Origin of the sequence: Synechococcus sp. A15-28, from assembly GCF_014280175.1 — a bacterium.
Taxonomy (GTDB): domain Bacteria; phylum Cyanobacteriota; class Cyanobacteriia; order PCC-6307; family Cyanobiaceae; genus Parasynechococcus.
Window position 1 is genome coordinate 2,312,470 of the sequence record NZ_CP047931.1, and the last position, 18,919, is coordinate 2,331,388.

The following is an 18,919-nucleotide window of genomic DNA, read 5'->3' on the forward strand; positions in this document are numbered from 1 at the left end:
TCACCCTGTGCCCACCCTGAGCGAGCCGAAACGACGACGCCATCTGCTGGGGTCCAGCCGCAGCATTCAGAGGTTGCTGGAACGCCGCTGGCTGGTGGTGGTTCTGGCGTTGGCACTCACTGGCCTCGGAGCAGCCATCACCGGACTGCTGTTCACCGGTGGGATCAACCTGCTCAGGGACTGGCGGCTGGAGCTGCTCAATGAATTTCCAGCCTGGGTGGTGCTGCCTGCTCTGGGGGGATTCGGTGGACTGGTGTCCGGATGGTTGATCAGCAATCTGGCCCCTGCTGCCGGAGGCGCCGGCATCACTCACATCATGGGATTTCTGCGCCACAGGGCTGTGCCTATGGGGCTGCGGGTGGGGCTGGTGAAGCTCGTGGCCGGAATCATCGCCATCGGCAGTGGCTTTCCCCTCGGCCCCGAGGGTCCAGCCGTGCAGATGGGTGGTTCCGTCGCCTGGCAGATGTCCCGCTGGCTTCGAGCACCGGCGGCCTTTCGCCGCATGATCGTGGCCGCCGGAGGTGGCGCCGGCATCGCCGCCGTGTTCAGTGCACCCATCGGAGGCTTCATCTACGCGATCGAGGAGCTGCTGCACTCCGCCAGGCCGGTGGTGCTGCTGCTGGTGCTCATCACCACCTTCTCCGCAGACACCTGGGCGGATGTGCTGGGCTTTCTCGGCCTGAACCCTGGATCATCCGGCCTCAGCGGCACCACGGGCTTCCAGCTGGAGCGCGCCTACACACCGTTGGTGAAATTTCTGCCCATCGATCTGCTGTACCTGATCGCCCTGGGAGCCGTGGTCGGGGTGCTGGCGGAGCTGTACACCCGTTATGTGCTGGCCATGCAGCGACAGGGAAACCGCTGGTTCGGCGACCGGCTGATCCTGCGCATGACCCTCAGCGGGCTCGTTCTTGGCTGCGTCTACGCCGCCCTTCCCGACACCTTTCACAACCCCTCGGAGCTGAAGTACCTCATCGGCGCCGGTAAAGCAGACGTCGGCCTCGCCCTGGCCAGCTTTGTGGTGCTGTTCTTCAGCACCGGGCTGGCCGCCGGATCAGGGGCTCCTGGGGGACTGTTCATGCCGATGCTGACCCTTGGCGGTGCCATCGGTCTGGCCTGTGGAATCTGGGTGGAGGCCCTCACGGGCCATGTCCCCACCACCTATGTGTTTGCGGGCATGGGGGCCTTCGTGGCGGGGTGTTCCCACACACCGATTTCCGCCATGTTCCTGGCCTTTGCCCTCACCAAGGACCTGCTGATCCTCAAACCGATCCTCGTGGCGTCTCTGATGAGTTTCCTGGTGGCCCGCTTGTTCAACCCCCACTCCATCTACGACCGTCAGATGGGCATGGAACTGGCGTCTGAAGAGCGAATGCAGCAGCGGATCAACCGTCATCGCCGCCCGTTCACACCACCTCCTCCCCCCGGCCCCCCAGGAGACAGCAACTGAATCAGGAAACCCTGCTGTTCGATCCGGCCACACCGGAACCCGATGCCCTGAAGGCCGTGCTGGCGTTCCCCAGCACCTATTCGGTGGGGATCACAAGCCTTGGCTATCAGATCGTCTGGGCGACCCTGGCGCGCCGCAGCGATGTGGATGTGCGGCGCCTGTTCACGGATCAGGGTGATCCCCTGCCACGCCACTGCGACCTGTTCGGGCTGTCCCTGAGCTGGGAGCTGGATGGCCCCGTCTTGCCGGAACTGCTGCAGAACCAGCGCATCCCCATCTGGGCCGCGGAGCGTCGCGATCAGGATCCGATCGTCTTCGGTGGCGGTCCGGTCCTGACCGCCAACCCTGAACCGTTGGCTCCCTTTTTTGATGCGGTGCTGCTCGGGGATGGAGAGCTGCTGCTGCCCGCCTTCATCGATGCCCTCCAGCAGTGCCGTGGGGCTGACCGCCAGGTACGCCTGCGACACCTCGCTCAGGTGCCCGGTGTGTACGTACCGGCGCTCTATGCACCGCGGTACGACACCGACGGGGAACTGATGGCCGTGGAACCCGTCGATCCGGACGTTCCGGCCATGGTCGAAAAGCAGACCTGGCGCGGCAATACCCTCAGCCACTCCACGGTGGTGACACCGGAGGCCGCCTGGCCCGACATTCACATGGTGGAAGTCGTGCGCAGTTGCCCGGAACTGTGCCGCTTCTGTCTGGCCAGCTATCTCACCCTCCCCTTCCGCACACCATCCCTGGACGACGGTCTGATTCCAGCGGTGGAAAAGGGGATGACCGCCACCAAACGGCTTGGACTGCTGGGCGCCTCGGTGACCCAGCATCCCCAGTTCTCCGATCTGCTCCAGTGGTTGGATCAGGACCGCTTCGACGGCACGCGGATCAGCGTCAGTTCCGTGAGGGCCTCCACGGTGACCCCTGAACTGGGACGGATTCTGGCCAAACGCGGCAGTCGGTCACTCACAATTGCCATCGAAAGCGGCAGCGAACGCATGCGGGAGGTGGTCAACAAAAAACTCACCACCGAAGCGATCCATGCCGCCGCCCAGCACGCCAAGCAAGGCGGGCTGTCAGGCATGAAGCTCTACGGCATGGTCGGGTTGCCCACGGAAACCGATGCCGATGTGGACGCCACCGCCGATCTGCTGCTGACCCTGAAAAAAGGCACCCCTGGGCTGCGGTTCACCCTTGGCGTCAGCACCTTCGTGCCCAAGGCGCAGACCCCCTTCCAATGGCAAGGGGTGCGGCCGGAAGCGGACAAACGCTTGAAACGGCTGGCGAAGAAAGTCAAACCCAAGGGCATTGAGTTCCGCCCAGAGAGCTACGGCTGGAGCGTGATCCAGGCCCTGCTGTCCCGCAGCGACCGACGCCTGGCCCCGGTGATCGCCGCCGTCGGCGACGCCCGAGAGAGCATCGGCGGATGGAAGAAGGCCTATCGAGCAGCCCTCAGCGGCGAGCTGGATCCACCGCCAGGAGATCCACTACCGGCACCGCCCCCCTGGGATGAAGTGATTCATGCGACCTGGGAACCCTCCCGGGTCCTGCCCTGGATCCAACTCAGGGGTCCACTCGCTCCGGAGAAGCTGCGAGACCATCACGATCAGGCTCTGACTCCCTAATAAACGCATAAAGCCCTGCCAGCAGGGTCCAGCCAAGGATGTTGAGGCGGCTGTCAAACAGCGGCAGATCGGTGGCATGCATCACCACCAGCACCAACGTGGCCGCCCACCAGGCCCGCTCCAGAGGAGGCTTCTGCAACATCCCGCGCCGTGCAGTCAGCATCAGCAACACCAGGACAGTGCCGACAATCAACACCATCACCGGCAGTCCGTGGCTGACGGCCAGCTCCAGCGGCAGGTTATGGACATGGCCATGCCAGCGCTTGGCAGCGTGAATTGGATAAAGAACGCTGAAGGCGGCGGCACCCCATCCGAACCAAGGGCGGGCAGCCACCAATTGCAGGGCGTACTGCCACTGACCCAAACGCGTGTGTTTCCAGGCGGTTTCCCCTTGACTTTCCAGAACCCGCACCAGCACCTGATCCGGCAGCAGGCGCATCCCCCACTGCTGCAGCCCGGCGGGAACCCCCGGCAGAACAGCGAGCAGAAGGGGTGAAGCAAGAAGCAGGAGTAGGGGAAGCAACCACAGCCACTGCCAGGACCCGAGCACGAAGGGGAGGGCCAGCACCAGCCCACCCATGGCGTTGCGTGACTGGGTGAGCAGCACAGCCATCGCCGTGGCCATGGACAGCAGCAGGGCCCCACCACGGCGAGGCCAGCCATCGGGGCGAAGCACGGCCGCGAGCATCAGAGGCCAGACCACCGCCAGCCAGGCGCCGGTGATGTTGGCGTAATCGAACAATCCAGACAGGCGACCGATCGGGCGGCCATCGGGATGCAGAAACCAGATGATCGCCCCGCCACCGACCTGCCAGGGACCCTGCCAACCCAGGAGCATCTGGCCGAATCCCGTCACCAGCACAGGCAGAGTGCCCGCCAGCAGCATCCACACCGCCTGTCGACGTTGGCTGGACCCCTCGAGGTGAGGTTGAAAGGCCCAGAACGCCCAGATAAAGGGCAACCAATTGGCCAGACCTGCCCAGGCCAGGCCGGCGTTCTCGGCCAGGCAGGCCCCGATCAGCATCAACACCCCGGCCAGCAGCAGCGGCTGGCACCAGCGATCCCGCCACAGCGGCTGCACCCGACCACGACTGCCGCTGATGCAGGCGATGAACAGCCCAATCGCGGCAAGCAGGGCACTGGAGGGCAGAAACAACAATCCGAGTCGGAACGCCCGACCCCCGATGCGCCGATCTCTAATCATGCAAACACCGCAGTTCGGCCGCGATACACCATCACCTGTCGATGAAGGTGCATCCGCAGGGCCCGTGCCAGCGCCAACCGCTCTGTGTCACGTCCTTTGCGGATCAGGTCATCGACATCGTCACGGTGGCTGACGGGCACGGTGGTCTGCTCGATGATCGGCCCGTCGTCGAGGTCCTCAGTCACGTAGTGCGCAGTGGCCCCGATCAATTTGACCCCCCGCTCCCAGGCCCGGTGGTAGGGCTGCGCCCCCTTGAAGGCCGGCAAAAAAGAGTGGTGGATGTTGATCACATCCGGGAAACGCTGAAGAAAGTCGCCGCTGAGCACCTGCATGTACTTGGCGAGCACGGCGAGTTCGATCCGGTTCTCCTCCAGCAGCTCCAGCATCCTCTGCTCAGCTTCTGGTTTGGCTGCCTTGACCACGGGGACGCAGACAAAACGAACCCCGAATCCGGCACAGAGAGGTTCGAGATCCGGGTGGTTGGCGATGACCAGGGGCACCTGCATCGGCAGTTCACCGCTCTGCACACGCCACAGCAGATCCTGAAGGCAATGGGCTTGCTTGCTGGCGAAAATCGCCACCCGAGGCACGTCATCGGAAAAGTGCAGCTGAGCCTGACCATTCAGTCGCGTCCCCAGGGCCGCAGCGGCCTCCGGCAGGGCGACGCGTGACAGACCGAACCCATCGAGATCCCATTCGATCCGACTGAGGAACAACCCGGCCCCCGCATCGGTGTGGTGATCGGCATGGCGGATGTTGCCGCCGTTGGCAGCCACCCAGCCGGCCAGTTCACTGACCAAGCCAGGACGGTCCGGGCAGATCAACTGCAGGATCACCGTGGCATCACGCACGACGAAGGTTTGAAAAGCAAATTCTCCCGCGCAGAACCAGCTGGTTAAAGTCTCTAAGATTTTTTCCTGACCATGCTGAAGGCCCTGCGCCGCCTGGCCGCGATCTGCCTCTGCGTCGCGTTGAGCCTGGGTCTGATGGCCCCGGCTGCTGTCAACGCTGCTGGCATCAATCCAGACGACCTGGCGGTGATCCGCCGACAGGCCGCAGCATTTGAAGCCACCAAGTCACGTCTGCCTGATCTGGCCCGCTTGGTGAGTGATGAGGACTGGGTCTTCACGCGCAACCTTCTGCACGGACCCATGCAGGAAGTCGGCCGTGAAATGTCGTACATCAATCAGCGCCTGGATCGCTCTGAGCGCAAGGACGCCGACAAGATCGCCCGCAAACTCAAGGAAGCCCTGGCCGACCTCGACGAAGCGGCTCGCCTGCAGGATGGCTCCCGTCTGCAACGGTCCTACAGCAATCTGGCGGCCAGCTTCGACGCCTATTCCGACGTGATCCCAGCTGAGGCCTTCAGCTGAACCGTCCAGTCGCCGTTGTCGGTGCCGGCTCCCTCGGCCTTGGCACCGCCTGGCACCTGGCCTCTCTCGGCCACCCGGTGACGATCTACGATCCCCGCCTGACACAGCGAGTCAGCAGGACAAGGTCTTCCACCGAACTCAACGGCACCACCGCGTCCCTGGGCGTGCTCATGGGGCACGTCTTCCGTCGATCCAGTGGTCGTGGCTGGCGGCTGCGAAAACGCAGCATGGAACTCTGGCCCCTCTGGATCAACCGCTTGCAACGCTTCGTGCCGGAACTGGCTCTACAAACCCCGCTGCTGCAAGTTGCTGGTGATGAAGCCACCGGAATCCGGCTCAACGGTCTGGCCTCACAACGCCAACAGCTTGGGCTGAAAAGCCTTTCCCCTGCAGAACTGGACGCAATCTGGCCAAGAGCGGAACACGGTGGATTGCGCTCCGAACAAGACGGTCGCGTGGATCCTTTGAAACTGCAGCAATCCCTGCGGCGTGCTCTTGAGGAGCATCAGGTGACTCAGGTGGCCGAACCAGTCGATACCCTCGAGCGTCACCGTTCCGGCTGGCGTGTGGTGAGGACCGGAGGCCAACGGGACGACTTCGCTGCTGTGGTGATCTGCGCAGCCCTAGCCAGCTCAGCACTGCTGGCACCTCTTGATCACGACCGGCCCATGACGCCGGTGCTGGGCCAGGCCCTGCGGTTGGAATTGAAGGAAGCGCCCATCAACTGGCAGCAATGGCCTGCGGTCCTGGTGGATCAAGGCGTCAACCTCATCCCCGATGGACCGAATCAGTTGCTGCTGGGGGCCACCGTTGAACCGGGCAGTGAAGCGGCCGAAGACCCCCTGGCCTTAATGCGTTCCCTCCACGGCAAGGCCCCGGACTGGCTCAAATCCGCCACGGTGGTTGAGCACTGGAGTGGCCTGCGGGCCAGGCCGGTGGAGCGGCCAGCGCCACTTCTTGAGCAGCTCGAGCCCGGTCTGCTGCTGGCCAGTGGTCATTACCGCAACGGTGTGCTGCTGCTGCCGGCCAGTGCTGAATGGATCGCAGCTGAACTCAATCACAACCTTCCGATTACCGGCGCTTAGCGCTGTCTTCCCCTGCAGTGCATACGGTCCCGATGGTCACATCCCCGTGCATCCGAACCCATGCGTCGTTCCAACAGCTTTCGTGCCCTGGCTGCCATCGCCGGCCTGAGCGCCACCATGACCCTTGCCTCCTGCTCCAGCGGTGGTGGCGGCGGAGATGACAAGGTCACCGGAAAACTCAACGGCGCCGGCGCCTCCTTCCCGGCAGCCATCTACCAGCGCTGGTTCCAGGAACTTCAGCCTGAAGGCGTCACCGTGAACTATCAATCCGTCAGTTCCGGTGCTGGTGTTCGACAGTTCACGGCCAACACCGTGGATTTCGGTGCATCGGACAAACCGATGAAGGAAGCCGAAATCGCCAAGGTGGATCGGGGCGTGCTGCAGATCCCGATGACGGCTGGCGCGATCGCTGTGGCCTGCAACCTCTAAGGGTGTGACCTCAAGCTCTCCACCGAACAACTGGCTGGAATCTTCCTTGGCAAGATCAAGAACTTCAGTGAACTTGGCTGCGCAGACCAGAAGCTCACCGTGGTGCGTCGTTCCGATGGTTCCGGCACCACTTACAACTTCACCAAGCACCTGTCCGCCATCAGCGATGAGTGGAAGAATGGCCCCGGCGCCGCCAAATCCATCAAGTGGCCCACGGGCGTTGGCTCGAAGGGCAATGAAGGTGTGGCTGCCCAGCTGAATCAGATCCCAGGTGGTGTGGGCTATGTGGAAGCCGCCTACGTCAAAGGCAAGCTCCAGGCTGCAGCCGTCACCAACGCCTCGGGCGAACTGGTGAAGCCCACCAACGAAACCGAAAGTGCTGCCCTCGACTCCATCGACATCGGTCCTGACCTCATCGGTGGCAACCCCAACCCCCCCGCGGGCTACCCGATCGTGACCTTCACCTGGGTGCTGGCCTACGAAACCGGCAACGGCGACAAAACGGCTGCACTGAAGAAGACCTTCGAGTTCATGCTCTCCGACAAAGCCCAATCCCAGGCGCCTGAACTGGGCTACGTCAGCCTCCCCAAAGGTGTTGTGGAGAAGTCCCTGGCTGCTGTCGAAAAGATCAGCGAATGATCGTCACCTGATCAGAACCAGAATAAAAAAAGGGGCCCCCATGGGCCCCCTTTTTCATGGCTGACGCGTCAAGCGATCACTTGGTCTCGGTGAACTCGGCATCGATGACGTCATCGCTGGCGTCACCACCGCCGGGGGCAGCACCGGCTCCTGCGTCGCCACCGGGAGCGGCTCCACCCGCAGCACCCTCCTGCTGATAGACGGAAGCACCCACGGTGTAGAGCTCCTGCTGCAGTTCCTCCAGCAAGGTCTTCATCGCGTCGTAATCCTCCGCGTTGACGGCCTCCTGGAGCTTGGTGCGCTTCTCCTCGACCTTGGCCTTGGCATCGGCCTCGACCTTGTCACCCAGCTCGCCCATCTGCTTTTCAGCCTGATAAACGAGGGTCTCGGCCTGGTTCTTCAGGTCGATCTTTTCGCGCTTCTCCTTGTCGGCGCTGGCGTTGGCCTCGGCATCCTTCACCATCTTGTCCACCTCGGAATCCGACAGGGTGGAGGCACCCGTGATCGAGATCGACTGCTCCTTGCCGCTGCCCTTGTCCTTGGCGGTGACGCTGAGGATGCCGTTGGCATCAATATCGAAGGTCACCTCGATCTGGGGCACACCACGGGGGGCCGGAGGGATGCCATCGAGACGGAAGGTTCCGAGCGACTTGTTGTCGGAGGCCATTTCGCGCTCACCCTGGAGCACGTGGATCTCCACGTTGGTCTGACCATCCACAGCCGTCGAGTAGGTCTCGGTCTTCTTGGTGGGGACCGTGGTGTTGCGGGTGATCATCTTGGTCATCACGCCACCCAGGGTTTCCACACCCAGGGAGAGAGGCGTGACGTCCAGCAGCAGGATGTCCTTGACCTCACCGGCCAGCACACCGCCCTGAATGGCGGCGCCGACGGCCACCACCTCGTCAGGATTGACGGTCTGGTTGGGGTCCTTGCTGGTGGTGCGCTTCACCAGCTCCAGCACGGCCGGAATGCGGGTGGAACCACCCACCATCACGATCTCGTCCAGCTCACTGGAGGAGAGCTTGGCGTCCTTGAGCGCCTGCTCCACAGGGATGCGGCAGCGGTCGATCAGGTTGGCGGCCAGCTCTTCGAACTTGGCCCGGGTGAGGGTGAGATCCAGGTGCTTGGGACCCTCAGGCGTGGCCGTGATGAACGGCAGGTTGATCTCGCTCTGGGTGGCGCTGGACAGCTCGATCTTGGCCTTCTCAGCCGCCTCGGTCAGGCGCTGCAGAGCCTGCTTGTCCTGACGCAGATCGATGCCTTCGTTGGACTTGAAGGTCTCAGCCAGATGATCAACGATCACCTTGTCAAAGTCGTCGCCACCCAGGTGGGTGTCGCCGGAGGTGGAGAGCACCTCGAAAACACCGTCACCAACCTCGAGCACGGACACGTCGAAGGTGCCGCCGCCCAGGTCGAAAACAAGGATGCGCTCGTTGCTCTTCTTGTCGAGGCCATAGGCCAGAGCCGCTGCGGTGGGCTCGTTGATGATCCTCAGCACCTCGAGGCCGGCGATCTTTCCGGCGTCCTTGGTGGCCTGACGCTGGGAATCGTTGAAGTAGGCGGGGACGGTGATCACCGCCTGGGTGACGTTCTCACCGAGGTACTTACCGGCATCTTCAGCCAGCTTGCGCAAGACCTGGGCAGACACCTCCTCAGGGGCGAACTGCTTGTCGAGAACAGGGCACTTCACCTTGACGTTGGCGCCGGCCTTCTCGACGCCGTAGCTCACTTCCTTGGATTCCTCATTCACTTCATCAACACGACGGCCGATGAAGCGCTTGACGGAATAAAACGTGTTGTCCGGGTTCATGACCGCCTGACGCTTGGCGATCTGACCGACCAGCTGGTCCTGGTTCTTGGTGTATGCCACGACGGAGGGCGTGGTTCGGAAACCCTCGGCGTTCGCGATGACGGTGGGTTTGCCACCCTCCATCACGGACACGCAACTGTTCGTGGTGCCAAGGTCAATGCCGACAACCTTGCCCATCGGTGGCCACCTCCTGAAGGGATGAACGAAACCCCGTTATCTTCATCAGGAGACCCTGCCCCAGGCGAGGTGTGGTTCCCGAACAGGCAGGCTGGGCGGGCATTCCGACGAGGCCATGAACAACGGCAGCACTGGCCTGGTGGGGCTGCTCGGCAACCCGGTGCAGCACTCGCTCTCCCCTGCGATGCAGAACGCAGCACTGCAAGAGCTGGGGCTCAACTGGCGGTACCTGGCTCTGCCCTGTGAGGGGGAGACCCTGCCTGAAGTGCTGCAGGGGCTCAGGGCGGTGGGCTGCCGCGGACTCAATGTGACGATCCCCCACAAGCAGGCTGTGACCAGCCTCTGCAGCGAGCTCAGCGAGCCTGCCCGTCGGCTTCAGGCGGTGAACACACTCATCCCCGACGACAAGGATGGCTGGCGGGGCACAAACACCGATGTGGAAGGGTTTCTGGCGCCCCTCGGCGGCCGCGAACACTGGCAAAACCAGCAGGCCGTGGTGCTCGGTTGCGGCGGCTCCGCCCGGGCCGTGGTGGCTGGCTTGCAGTCCCTTGGACTGTCGTCGATCCAAGTGATCGGACGACGCACGGAAGCGTTGCTGACCTTCATCGCTGACCTGCAGCTGGAGAGCGCCCCGCTGAGCAGCTGCCTTGAAACGGACCCCGCCGTGGGTGAGCTGCTGGCCACAGCAGATCTGGTGGTGAACACCACGCCGGTGGGCATGGCCCTGCATGGTGACGCCACCGCCATGCCCCTCAGTTCTGATCTCTGGGACAGGCTTGCGGATCAGGCCACCCTCTACGACCTCATCTACACCCCGCGTCCCACCGCATGGCTGCATTGGGGCCAGGGGCGAGGGCACCGTTGCATCGACGGGCTGGAGATGCTGGTGCAACAGGGTGCCGCATCCCTGAGGCTTTGGAGCGGCGTCAATGACGTTCCCATGGACACCATGCGACAGGCGGCTGAAGCCGCTTTAAGCCATTAGCGTCAGCGGATTGATCAGGGCTGACGATGGAACCCCCCCTCTGGCAGCGACTGGTCGCGCCGTTGATGTATCTGCTGCCGTGGAGTGATGCCATACCCCTTGGATTCGCCCCTGACGGATTGTTTCTTCAGTACCCACTGCTGAGACCGTTTGTGTTGCCGGCCTTGCCCCTGATGCAACTGGAACGCAGCATTCCCTTCGGTCTGGGGGGCCTGCTGCTGTTCTTCGTGCTCTTCCTTGCTGTGGTGCGCAATCCGAACGTCCCTTACTTCCTGCGCTTCAACGCTCTGCAGGCTCTGCTCACCGACATTGCATTGATTGTGCTGAGCATCGGCTTCCGCCTGTTGCTGCAGCCGATCGCCGCCGGAAGTCTGCTGCTGAGCACGCTCTCCAGCGCCGTGGTCGTCGCCGTGCTTGCCATCCTGGTCTTCTCACTTGTGGAGTGCCTGCGGGGCCGCGAACCCGATCTGCCGGGCATCAGCCAGGCGGTCCGCATGCAGCTCTACTGAGGCAGGGAGGTCCGGGGGATAAGGTGTTGGATCCGTCGCTCACCAAGGTGAGCCTGAAGTCCCCGTCGGCACAGCCCATGACGCTCGATCCGTACTACGAGACCATGTACATCCTTCGTCCGGACATTCCGGAGGAGGAAGTTGAGAGCCACCTCACCAAATACCGAGACATGCTGGTGGAAGCCGGCGCTGAAGTGCTGGACAACCAGATGCGCGGTAAGCGTCGCCTGGCCTACCCCATCGATAAGCACAAGGAAGGCATCTACGTGCAGCTGAGCCACAACGGCGATGGCCAGCAGGTGGCCGTGCTGGAAAAGGCCATGCGCCTCAGTGAGGACGTGATCCGCTACCTCACGGTGAAGCAGGAGGGTCCTCTGCCCGCACCACGGGTGGTTCCCGGCAGCGAGCCGGCTCCCGCTCCTCAGGAACAGGCCGCAGCCAGCTCAGAAGCCGCATCCTGACACGGTTGTCGTCGTCATGGACCGGCGATAGCGTCGGTTCATGACCCATGACGCCCAGCAGCATCAGGCTCCGCAACCGCGCTGGATGCCACAGGCGCCACGGTCAACAGATCATCAGATGCTGCAACGACGCATTGATGCGCTGGAAGAGCAGATCAAGGCCTACGAGCAGCTTCTTGATGATCTGCCTGAGTTGTTCGAACGCAAGTTCCAGCAGCGTCTGGAGCCTTTGATGGAGCGCTACCAACTGCTGGCCGAACAGTTGGAACCACAGAAACACGACCCTGACCAGCGGGCTCTGCCTCCTTCAGAGGTGCAGAGCGCGGTGCGTCGTCCGAACAATCTGATCAGGTTCCCTCTGTTCCGTCTGCCGAGACTTCGTGGTTTCGGACGACGGCGATCAGCCTGATGTCCGTTGCGATGCAGCCCAGAGACGGGTGGGCAATCCCCAGACGTAGATGAAGCCTTCGGCGGCGCGGTGGTCAAACTTGTCTTCGCTGCCATAGGACGCCATCTCAGGCACATACAGGCTGCTCTGGGTTGAGCCGCGACCGATGACCGTGGCGCTGCCCTTGTGCAGACGCAGGCGCACGACGCCATTGACGTGCTGCTGCGTGCAGTCCATGAAACCGTCCAGAGCATCCTTCAGCGGCCCGAACCACAGGCCCTGATACACCAGATCAGCCCACTGCATCTCCAGCTGACGTTTGCTGCGCAGCACATCCGCGGCCAACGTCAAACTCTCCAGTTCCTGATGGGCCTGGATCAACAGCAGCAAGCCTGGCGTTTCGTAGATCTCGCGGGATTTGATCCCCACCACCCGGTTCTCGATCATGTCGAGCCGACCGATGCCATGGCTGCCGGCCAGACGGTTGGCTTCCCTGATCATCGCCACCGGATCCAGGCTCTGGCCATTGATGGCGACGGGGTTACCGGCTTCAAAAGCGATCTCAATCTCCTCAGCCGCATCCGGCGTCTCCGACACCGGTGACGTCATGGCGAACACCTCCTCCGGAGGCGCCACCATCGGATCCTCAAGCGGGCCAGCCTCGATGCTGCGACCCAGAAGGTTGAGGTCGATCGAATAGGGCGATTTCTTGCTGACCGGTGCCGGAATTCCGCAGCGCTCGCCGTAGGCAATGGTCTCTTCGCGACTCATCCCCCACTCCCTGGCAGGTGTCAGCACCTTCAGATCGGGAGCGAGCGCGGCAATCGCCACATCGAAGCGCACCTGATCATTTCCTTTGCCGGTGCAGCCATGGGCCACAGCGTCTGCACCCACCTCACGGGCCACCTCCACCAGTCGACGGGCGATCAACGGCCGGGCCAGTGCCGTGGAGAGGGGATAGCGACCCTCGTACAGCGCATTGGCGCGGATGGCAGGGAAGGCGAACTCCTCGATGAAGGGCTGAATCAGATCTCCCACCAAGGACTGACTCGCACCGGCATCCAGGGCCTTTTGACGAATCGGTTCCAGCTCATCGCCCTGGCCAAGATCAGCAGCGAAGGTGATGACGTCCTCCACACCCCACTCCTGCTTCAGGTAGGGAATGCAGACGCTGGTATCCACCCCGCCGGAGTAGGCGAGAACCACCTTGTTGGCGCGGCCCATCAATGGGTCTCCTGATCAGAATCGGTTGATTCTCCCCCTTCACCGTCCCCAGGCCCTGCTGCAGACCACAGCACCCAGCCCGCCATCAACAATGCCGGCAGCAGCACGATGGCCAGAACAACAGCCCAGGGCGCCTGAAGGGCAGCGGGATGCTGATCACCCCACCAGCGCAGGCCAAGGCTGATCAGCAACGCCGAACCCCAGCTGATCAGCAGCACCACAACGTCCCGCATGGTTGTGTTCAAGGGCATGAACTATGTTGGTGGATTGGACTGTCCCCTCAACGATGAGCGTTCTCGACAGCATCAACCCCTCCCTGACGCGCTATGGACGCAGGGATCCGGCACCGGTGCTGCCCCTGCGCGAGGAACCTGATCTGCTCACCTGGCTGGAAGCCAGTGGCCGTCTGGTGGCTGACGAGGAATCCGGTTCTCCTGAAGTGAGCACGGTTGAAGAGGAAGAACTGTCAGCGCTGATGGGTGAGAAAGAGGATTACAACAACGCTGATGAGCAGAACGAAGAGCAGTGGGAGGACTGACGTCCAATCCTTCCCTGGTCGCATTCGAACAGCTCCTCTAGGGTCCCAGCGCACAGGCCACTTCCGTCGTGACTGACGTCAGCAACCGTCCTCGCCCCTGGTGGGAGAACGGCACCGTCAGTGCATCACTGCTGACGCTGGTGGTCCTGGCCAGCAGTTTGACCTCCGACAAATGGCTGCCCAACAGTCAGCTGACGCTGCCTCTGTTGATCTCCACATCAGTGGCCGCTTTTGTTGCGGCGCTGGGTATTCCGCAACTCAAGGCCCTGAGGATGGGTCAGGTAATCCGGGACGAAGGCCCCCAGGCCCATAAATCCAAAGCAGGGACCCCCACCATGGGCGGTCTGCTGGTGGTTCCAGTCGGCACGATCGTTGGAGGGCTGATCAGCCTGAAGGGCCCATCGGCCCAGCAACTGATCGCTGTCTCCGCCATCACCCTCGCTTACATGGTGATCGGTGGTTTCGATGATTGGCGCAGCCTCACACGCCAGACCAACACCGGCCTCACACCCCGCGGCAAGTTGCTGCTTCAGAGCCTCGTGGCAGTTCTCTTTCTCGCAGTGGCGGCATGGCAGGGCTGGATCAGCAGCACTGTGTCCCTGCCCTTCGGATGGAGTTTGCCGCTTGGGTTGCTGATCTGGCCTTTGGGACTGTTTGTGTTCCTGGCCGAAAGCAACGCCACGAACCTCACCGATGGGCTGGATGGACTGGCCAGCGGCTGCGGGGCACTGGTGTTCCTGGGAATGGCCATTCAACTGATGTTGAGGGGCCACAACGGTGATCCAGCACTGGCGGGTTTCTGCATGGCCATGGCTGGCGCCTGGCTTGGCTTCCTGATGCACAACCGCCATCCCGCCCGAGCCTTCATGGGAGACACGGGCTCCCTGGCCATGGGAGCCGCCCTGAGTGGCGTGGCTCTGCTGTCGGACAGCCTCTGGCCTCTGCTGGTGATGGGTGGGGTGTTTCTGGCGGAGTCCCTCTCCGTGATCATCCAGGTGTGGGTGTTCAAAGCCACGAAAGGTCAGGACGGTCAAGGCCGACGCGTGTTCCGGATGGCCCCCCTGCACCATCATTTCGAGCTGGGGGGCACCAGCGAACGCACAGTGGTGCCATGCTTCTGGCTCGTCACAGCTGGCTTTGTGCTGCTGGGGATTGCGCTACGCCCGACCATCTGAACCCATGACCTATTTCACCTGGCGGGAATCGGGACTCACCACGGACTGCGCCAGCCTTGAAGCCATGGCGTCGCGGTTTGAGGAGTCCGCCAGCCTGATGCGTCGCATGGCTGAGGAAGGATTCCGGCTCGAGCGCCATGGCAACCATCAACGCATCACCCATCCCGATCCATCGGTGTTCGAGGCCTGGGGGTTCGTCAGTGAGGAATCCCCTGTTCGACAGCTCACACTGATCCCGGATCTGGACACCTGATGGACGACCTGCTCACCAAAACAGCAGACCTGCTGTCCGCTGCTGCCGCGGATCCGGACCGCGTGCTGCGCTGGGTCCTGATTTATTTCGGCATCTCATCTCTGGGTTTCATCGCCGTCTGGTTGATTGGTGAGATCCGCCGTCAAAGCCGCCAATGACCCAATTTCCCAAGACGGTGATGCTGCTGGGCAGCGGTGAACTGGGAAAGGAGGTGGCCATCGCCGCCCAGCGCCTCGGATGCCATGTGATCGCCTGCGATCGCTATGCCAACGCACCAGCCATGCAGGTGGCCGATGAGGCGGAAGTTCTGGCGATGACGGACGCCGATACGTTGCTGGCAACGGTGCGTCGCCACCGCCCTGATGTGGTGATCCCCGAGATCGAAGCGCTGGCGGTTTCTGCGCTGGCGGAACTGGAACAGGACGGAATCACGGTGATTCCCACCGCCAGGGCCACGGCGGTCACCATGAACCGTGATCGGATCCGCGACCTTGCCGCCGGCGAACTGGCACTGCGGACTGCGCGCTTCGCTTACGCCGCCAGTGCTGAGGACTTGAAAGCCGAAGCTCCTGCCCTCGGATGGCCGGTGGTGGTGAAGCCGGTGATGAGCTCGTCCGGAAAAGGCCAGAGTGTTGTGGATGGACCGGATGGTCTGGATCAAGCCTGGGAAGCAGCAATGGCCGGTGCCAGGGGAACCTCCCCCCGGGTGATCGTGGAGGAATATCTCCGCTTTGACCTTGAAATCACCCTGCTGACCATCCGACAGCACAACGGGGAGACCCTGTTCTGCTCACCCATCGGCCATGAACAGGAACACGGTGATTACCAGTGCAGCTGGCAGCCGGCAGAGCTGACAGCCGAACAGTTGCAGCAGGCCCAGGCCATGGCTCGGACCGTGACCCAGAACCTGGGAGGGACCGGCCTGTTCGGTGTGGAATTCTTCCTCTGCGGTGGTGAGGTGATCTTTTCAGAACTCTCCCCAAGACCCCACGACACAGGTCTGGTGACCTTGATCAGCCAGAACCTGAGTGAATTCGAACTGCACCTTCGTGCCGTGCTGGGGTTGCCGATCCCATCCATCACGAGGGCCGATGCGGCGGCAAGCCGCGTCGTCCTGGCCAAGGAGACGATGGACGCGGTCAGCTATTCAGGGATCGATGCTGCTCTGACGGAACCCGACACCCAACTGCTGCTGTTCGGTAAGCCAACGGCTCGCCCTGGCCGACGCATGGGAGTGGCTCTGGCCAAAGGAGAACATCTGGCGGAAGCCCGTGCCAAGGCGGATCGGGCTGCAGCCTGCGTTCAGGTGAATCAGCGCTGACTGGGAAAGCGGAAGTGACTCAATCCATCCAGCACGGCCGCAAGGCTGGGATGACCTGAGAACAGCACCCGTTTCTGCTGGGGATGCCGCACAAGGCAGGAATCATGGTCTGCCGGCACCACCGTCGCGGGCAGACCCCGGAGCAGCTCTCCATCTCCCTGCTGACTCGCCATCACCATCACGTTCTCCAGGGGCAGCTCCCATTGCAGAGCGAGGTGACGAATAGCCTCACCGCGGGATGCCAGCCGGGGCAGGACATCGAGGTACCAATGGCAGCGCCGTTGAGGCCGGGCCGACAGCCCCTCCCGCCTCAACCTCTGACGCACATGATTCAACACCGATGCATCAGGTTGACGCTGCAGGTAACTCAGCTTCCAGGGCCCCTGATGCTCCTCGGTCTGGGGTTCTAGAAGGTCATGGAGATCATCCATCACTGCCTTGACTGAGGCGCGGTCCCAGTCGGCACTGATCTGCCGCTCCCAGGTTTGATCGAGCTGCAGATCCTCCCCCAGGTGAATCTCACTCCCCGCCCGGCTGATCCAGACCAACGGCGATGGCAAATGCAGATCGCCATAGCGCTGCTGAGCCGCCGCCAGGGATCGACCGGTCAGGATCCCCAGGCCGTAGCGCTGACCATCGCGTTCCAGTTGGCTGCGCAGTGCCGTCAGCGAAGGTCCATCAGGCAGATCCAGGGTGCTGTCGAGATCGAGCAACAGCAGATGATCCGGTCGCTGCAACGTCGCCGGAGAACCCTGAGGCTTCGAACGGGCTGATGGACGCTGATTCAACTGGGCTTGCATCAATCCCAGGTAACGGCAGACATGGGCATCCCAGCTGAAATGTCGCGACACCGCTTCCACGCCGTTGTCGCTCCAGCGCCGCCAACGACTGGCATCCTTACCGGCCCGCTCCAGCGCCTCCTGCAACGCTCCGGCATCGGTCACATCCACCAACAGACCGTTCTCACAGCGGGCCTGAATGTCTCGAGGACCACCGTCATCCGTCGCAACCATCGGCAGACCACAGGCCGCGGCCTCCAGCAGCGTGAGACCGAATGGCTCCGTCAGCGCTGGATTGACGAACACACCTTGCCGTTGGGCAGCCCAGCGGTAAAAGGCCGGCACCTGGCAACGGCGATGCTGCTTCGGGTACGCGACGGAGCCGTAAAGGTCATAGCGATCGACAAGATCGAACACCTGCTGGAACACATCCCGTTGCTGCTTCTCCAGCTGTCGGGGATCGTCCCGACACCCCAGCACCAGCACGAGGTTGTGGCGGTCGCGCAACACCGATGAGGCACCGAAGGCCTCCAGCAGGGCCGGGATGTTCTTGCGGCGGACGGCACGGGAAATCGCCAGCAACGGTGGCTTGTTGGGATCGCGAAGAAAGGGGCAAAGCAACTGATCCAACGCATCCCCTTCCGCTTCCGCTGCCACGGGATGAAAGCGTCCGGCATCCACGCCGGGCGGAATCACCTGGGCAAGATCACGACGGAACTGGGCATAGCGGGCGTATTGCAGGTCCGCTTCCTGCTGCGTGCTGGTGATCACCAGATCCGCCTGGGTCAGAGCCTGCTCCTCCGCATCAATGCGTCGGCTCATGGCATAAGCCTGCTCAATCTGTTGACGATCGCCACCGCCGGCGAGAAGACGACGTTGCTTTTCCCGTCCGAGGGAATGACCGGTGAACACCAGGGGGAGATCAAGCCGTTGGCTCACCAGGGCCCCGACAAACCCCGCATCGGCGTAGTGGGCATGGATCCAGTCCACCTCCTGACCGGGCTGGCTGAGGTGATACACGAGCTGATCGGCAAGATCCTCCAGATGTGGCCACAGCTGTTCCTTGCGCAGATAGCGCTTCGGACCAAACGGAAAACGCAGGATGCGAGCGTCGGGAGCCATCACCTCCACAGAACGGCCATAGTCAGCAGCAACCCGACGGTCCTGCACAAGACGGGTCACCACATCGACCCGCTCAACCTCAGGACGCTGGGCCAGGCTTCGGACCAGATCGAGGACGTAGAGCGTTTGGCCGCCGGTATCCGCGTCACGACCAAGCTCAAGATCCCGTGAACGGAACAGACCGTGCAAGTGCAGATGAAGGACGCGGACACCCCTTCCCATTGCTGCGATCCATCGAACATCGACGGTGTCAAAGGACACCGTTGCTTTGTCTCTAGGGAGAAAAAACGAGCCGAAAGTTGAAAAAAATGTGACGGATCGACGTTCAAACGTGCCTTGGTTTGTCGAAAACAGTGATCAACACTGACATTCAGG

At 62.6% G+C, this 18,919-nt stretch carries 19 protein-coding genes and 1 pseudogene; 14 read left to right on the forward strand and 6 right to left on the reverse strand.

Going from position 1 to position 18,919, the window contains the following annotated elements:
• Positions 1-7 precede the first annotated feature (7 nt).
• Both SynA1528_RS13015 and SynA1528_RS13020 read left to right on the forward strand, forming a co-directional pair.
• The gene (locus SynA1528_RS13015) at positions 8-1,450 is read left to right on the forward strand and encodes a ClC family H(+)/Cl(-) exchange transporter (RefSeq protein ID WP_186587099.1); all 1,443 of its coding nucleotides are present in this window, start codon (positions 8-10) and stop codon (positions 1,448-1,450) included.
• A 56-nt stretch (positions 1,451-1,506) separates the two neighbouring features.
• A complete protein-coding gene (locus SynA1528_RS13020) occupies positions 1,507-3,072 on the forward strand; it encodes a B12-binding domain-containing radical SAM protein (protein WP_186587100.1) in 1,566 nt (521 codons plus the stop codon).
• On the opposite strand, the gene SynA1528_RS13025 is transcribed toward SynA1528_RS13020, so the two are convergent.
• On the reverse strand, positions 3,011-4,276 hold the full coding sequence (locus SynA1528_RS13025) for an O-antigen ligase family protein (protein ID WP_186587101.1): 1,266 nt from the start codon (positions 4,274-4,276) through the stop codon (positions 3,011-3,013). The genes SynA1528_RS13020 and SynA1528_RS13025 overlap by 62 nt on opposite strands.
• Positions 4,273-5,127, reverse strand: a complete 855-nt coding sequence (purU, locus tag SynA1528_RS13030) for a formyltetrahydrofolate deformylase (protein WP_186587102.1) — start codon at positions 5,125-5,127, stop codon at positions 4,273-4,275. The genes SynA1528_RS13025 and purU overlap by 4 nt, the downstream gene beginning before the upstream one ends.
• 72 nt (positions 5,128-5,199) lie before the next feature.
• Here purU and psbQ point away from each other — a divergent pair, with 72 nt between their 5' ends.
• The 3 genes and pseudogenes from psbQ to pstS all read left to right on the forward strand — a co-directional run bounded on the left by psbQ (position 5,200) and on the right by pstS (position 7,802).
• Positions 5,200-5,649, forward strand: a complete 450-nt coding sequence (gene psbQ / locus SynA1528_RS13035; RefSeq protein ID WP_186587103.1) for a photosystem II protein PsbQ — start codon at positions 5,200-5,202, stop codon at positions 5,647-5,649.
• On the forward strand, positions 5,646-6,734 hold the full coding sequence (locus SynA1528_RS13040) for an NAD(P)/FAD-dependent oxidoreductase (protein ID WP_186588530.1): 1,089 nt from the start codon (positions 5,646-5,648) through the stop codon (positions 6,732-6,734). The genes psbQ and SynA1528_RS13040 overlap by 4 nt, the downstream gene beginning before the upstream one ends.
• Positions 6,735-6,794: 60 nt before the next feature.
• Positions 6,795-7,802 (forward strand): annotated as a pseudogene (pstS, locus tag SynA1528_RS13045) (phosphate ABC transporter substrate-binding protein PstS).
• A gap of 76 nt (positions 7,803-7,878) precedes the next feature.
• On the opposite strand, the gene dnaK reads toward pstS, so the two are convergent.
• Positions 7,879-9,789, reverse strand: coding sequence for a molecular chaperone DnaK (dnaK, locus tag SynA1528_RS13050; RefSeq protein ID WP_186587104.1), 1,911 nt, complete (start codon positions 9,787-9,789; stop codon positions 7,879-7,881).
• 115 nt (positions 9,790-9,904) lie between these two features.
• Between dnaK and SynA1528_RS13055 the strand changes: the two genes are divergently transcribed.
• The 4 genes from SynA1528_RS13055 to SynA1528_RS13070 all read left to right on the forward strand — a co-directional run bounded on the left by SynA1528_RS13055 (position 9,905) and on the right by SynA1528_RS13070 (position 12,153).
• Entirely contained in the window at positions 9,905-10,774 is an 870-nt protein-coding gene (locus SynA1528_RS13055) for a shikimate dehydrogenase (RefSeq protein WP_186587105.1), read from the forward strand.
• Positions 10,775-10,800: 26 nt separating this feature from the next.
• Positions 10,801-11,283, forward strand: a complete 483-nt coding sequence (locus SynA1528_RS13060; RefSeq protein ID WP_186587106.1) for a Tic20 family protein — start codon at positions 10,801-10,803, stop codon at positions 11,281-11,283.
• 77 nt (positions 11,284-11,360) lie between these two features.
• A complete protein-coding gene (rpsF, locus tag SynA1528_RS13065; protein ID WP_186587107.1) occupies positions 11,361-11,744 on the forward strand; it encodes a 30S ribosomal protein S6 in 384 nt (127 codons plus the stop codon).
• Between the two features lie 40 nt (positions 11,745-11,784).
• A complete protein-coding gene (locus SynA1528_RS13070; RefSeq protein WP_186587108.1) occupies positions 11,785-12,153 on the forward strand; it encodes a hypothetical protein in 369 nt (122 codons plus the stop codon).
• Here SynA1528_RS13070 and SynA1528_RS13075 read toward each other — a convergent pair.
• Together SynA1528_RS13075 and SynA1528_RS13080 are read right to left on the reverse strand one after the other, a co-directional pair.
• Positions 12,145-13,356, reverse strand: coding sequence for an argininosuccinate synthase (locus tag SynA1528_RS13075; RefSeq protein WP_186587109.1), 1,212 nt, complete (start codon positions 13,354-13,356; stop codon positions 12,145-12,147). The genes SynA1528_RS13070 and SynA1528_RS13075 overlap by 9 nt on opposite strands.
• Positions 13,356-13,589, reverse strand: a complete 234-nt coding sequence (locus SynA1528_RS13080; protein ID WP_286187842.1) for a hypothetical protein — start codon at positions 13,587-13,589, stop codon at positions 13,356-13,358. The genes SynA1528_RS13075 and SynA1528_RS13080 overlap by 1 nt, the downstream gene beginning before the upstream one ends.
• A gap of 23 nt (positions 13,590-13,612) precedes the next feature.
• Between SynA1528_RS13080 and SynA1528_RS13085 the strand changes: the two genes are divergently transcribed.
• The 5 genes from SynA1528_RS13085 (at position 13,613) to purT (ending at position 16,643) form a co-directional block, all read left to right on the forward strand.
• Positions 13,613-13,894, forward strand: coding sequence for a DUF3134 domain-containing protein (locus tag SynA1528_RS13085; RefSeq protein ID WP_186587111.1), 282 nt, complete (start codon positions 13,613-13,615; stop codon positions 13,892-13,894).
• Between the two features lie 68 nt (positions 13,895-13,962).
• Positions 13,963-15,069, forward strand: coding sequence for a phospho-N-acetylmuramoyl-pentapeptide-transferase (mraY, locus tag SynA1528_RS13090; RefSeq protein ID WP_186587112.1), 1,107 nt, complete (start codon positions 13,963-13,965; stop codon positions 15,067-15,069).
• Between the two features lie 4 nt (positions 15,070-15,073).
• Positions 15,074-15,322, forward strand: coding sequence for a hypothetical protein (locus SynA1528_RS13095; RefSeq protein ID WP_186587113.1), 249 nt, complete (start codon positions 15,074-15,076; stop codon positions 15,320-15,322).
• On the forward strand, positions 15,322-15,480 hold the full coding sequence (locus SynA1528_RS13100; RefSeq protein WP_186587114.1) for a hypothetical protein: 159 nt from the start codon (positions 15,322-15,324) through the stop codon (positions 15,478-15,480). Before SynA1528_RS13095 ends, SynA1528_RS13100 begins: the two co-directional genes overlap by 1 nt.
• Positions 15,477-16,643, forward strand: a complete 1,167-nt coding sequence (purT, locus tag SynA1528_RS13105) for a formate-dependent phosphoribosylglycinamide formyltransferase (protein WP_186587115.1) — start codon at positions 15,477-15,479, stop codon at positions 16,641-16,643. The genes SynA1528_RS13100 and purT overlap by 4 nt, the downstream gene beginning before the upstream one ends.
• On the opposite strand, the gene SynA1528_RS13110 is transcribed toward purT, so the two are convergent.
• Positions 16,634-18,766 (reverse strand): HAD family hydrolase, encoded by a 2,133-nt coding sequence (locus SynA1528_RS13110; RefSeq protein WP_186587116.1) that lies wholly within the window; start codon positions 18,764-18,766, stop codon positions 16,634-16,636. The genes purT and SynA1528_RS13110 overlap by 10 nt on opposite strands.
• Between the last annotated feature and the right edge of the window lie 153 nt (positions 18,767-18,919).

Excerpts from the sequence above, each read along its gene's own strand:
- SynA1528_RS13080 (WP_286187842.1), bottom strand. The coding sequence starts at position 13,589 with ATGCGGGACGTTGTGGTGCTGCTGATCAGCTGGGGTTCGGCGTTGCTG.
- SynA1528_RS13075 (WP_186587109.1), bottom strand. The coding sequence starts at position 13,356 with ATGGGCCGCGCCAACAAGGTGGTTCTCGCCTACTCCGGCGGGGTGGAT.
- SynA1528_RS13110 (WP_186587116.1), bottom strand. The coding sequence starts at position 18,766 with ATGGGAAGGGGTGTCCGCGTCCTTCATCTGCACTTGCACGGTCTGTTC.
- SynA1528_RS13100 (WP_186587114.1), top strand. The coding sequence starts at position 15,322 with ATGGACGACCTGCTCACCAAAACAGCAGACCTGCTGTCCGCTGCTGCC.
- SynA1528_RS13025 (WP_186587101.1), bottom strand. The coding sequence starts at position 4,276 with ATGATTAGAGATCGGCGCATCGGGGGTCGGGCGTTCCGACTCGGATTG.
- SynA1528_RS13060 (WP_186587106.1), top strand. The coding sequence starts at position 10,801 with ATGGAACCCCCCCTCTGGCAGCGACTGGTCGCGCCGTTGATGTATCTG.
- SynA1528_RS13070 (WP_186587108.1), top strand. The coding sequence starts at position 11,785 with ATGACCCATGACGCCCAGCAGCATCAGGCTCCGCAACCGCGCTGGATG.
- rpsF (WP_186587107.1), top strand. The coding sequence starts at position 11,361 with ATGACGCTCGATCCGTACTACGAGACCATGTACATCCTTCGTCCGGAC.
- SynA1528_RS13055 (WP_186587105.1), top strand. The coding sequence starts at position 9,905 with ATGAACAACGGCAGCACTGGCCTGGTGGGGCTGCTCGGCAACCCGGTG.
- SynA1528_RS13085 (WP_186587111.1), top strand. The coding sequence starts at position 13,613 with ATGTTGGTGGATTGGACTGTCCCCTCAACGATGAGCGTTCTCGACAGC.
- dnaK (WP_186587104.1), bottom strand. The coding sequence starts at position 9,789 with ATGGGCAAGGTTGTCGGCATTGACCTTGGCACCACGAACAGTTGCGTG.
- purT (WP_186587115.1), top strand. The coding sequence starts at position 15,477 with ATGACCCAATTTCCCAAGACGGTGATGCTGCTGGGCAGCGGTGAACTG.
- SynA1528_RS13095 (WP_186587113.1), top strand. The coding sequence starts at position 15,074 with ATGACCTATTTCACCTGGCGGGAATCGGGACTCACCACGGACTGCGCC.
- psbQ (WP_186587103.1), top strand. The coding sequence starts at position 5,200 with ATGCTGAAGGCCCTGCGCCGCCTGGCCGCGATCTGCCTCTGCGTCGCG.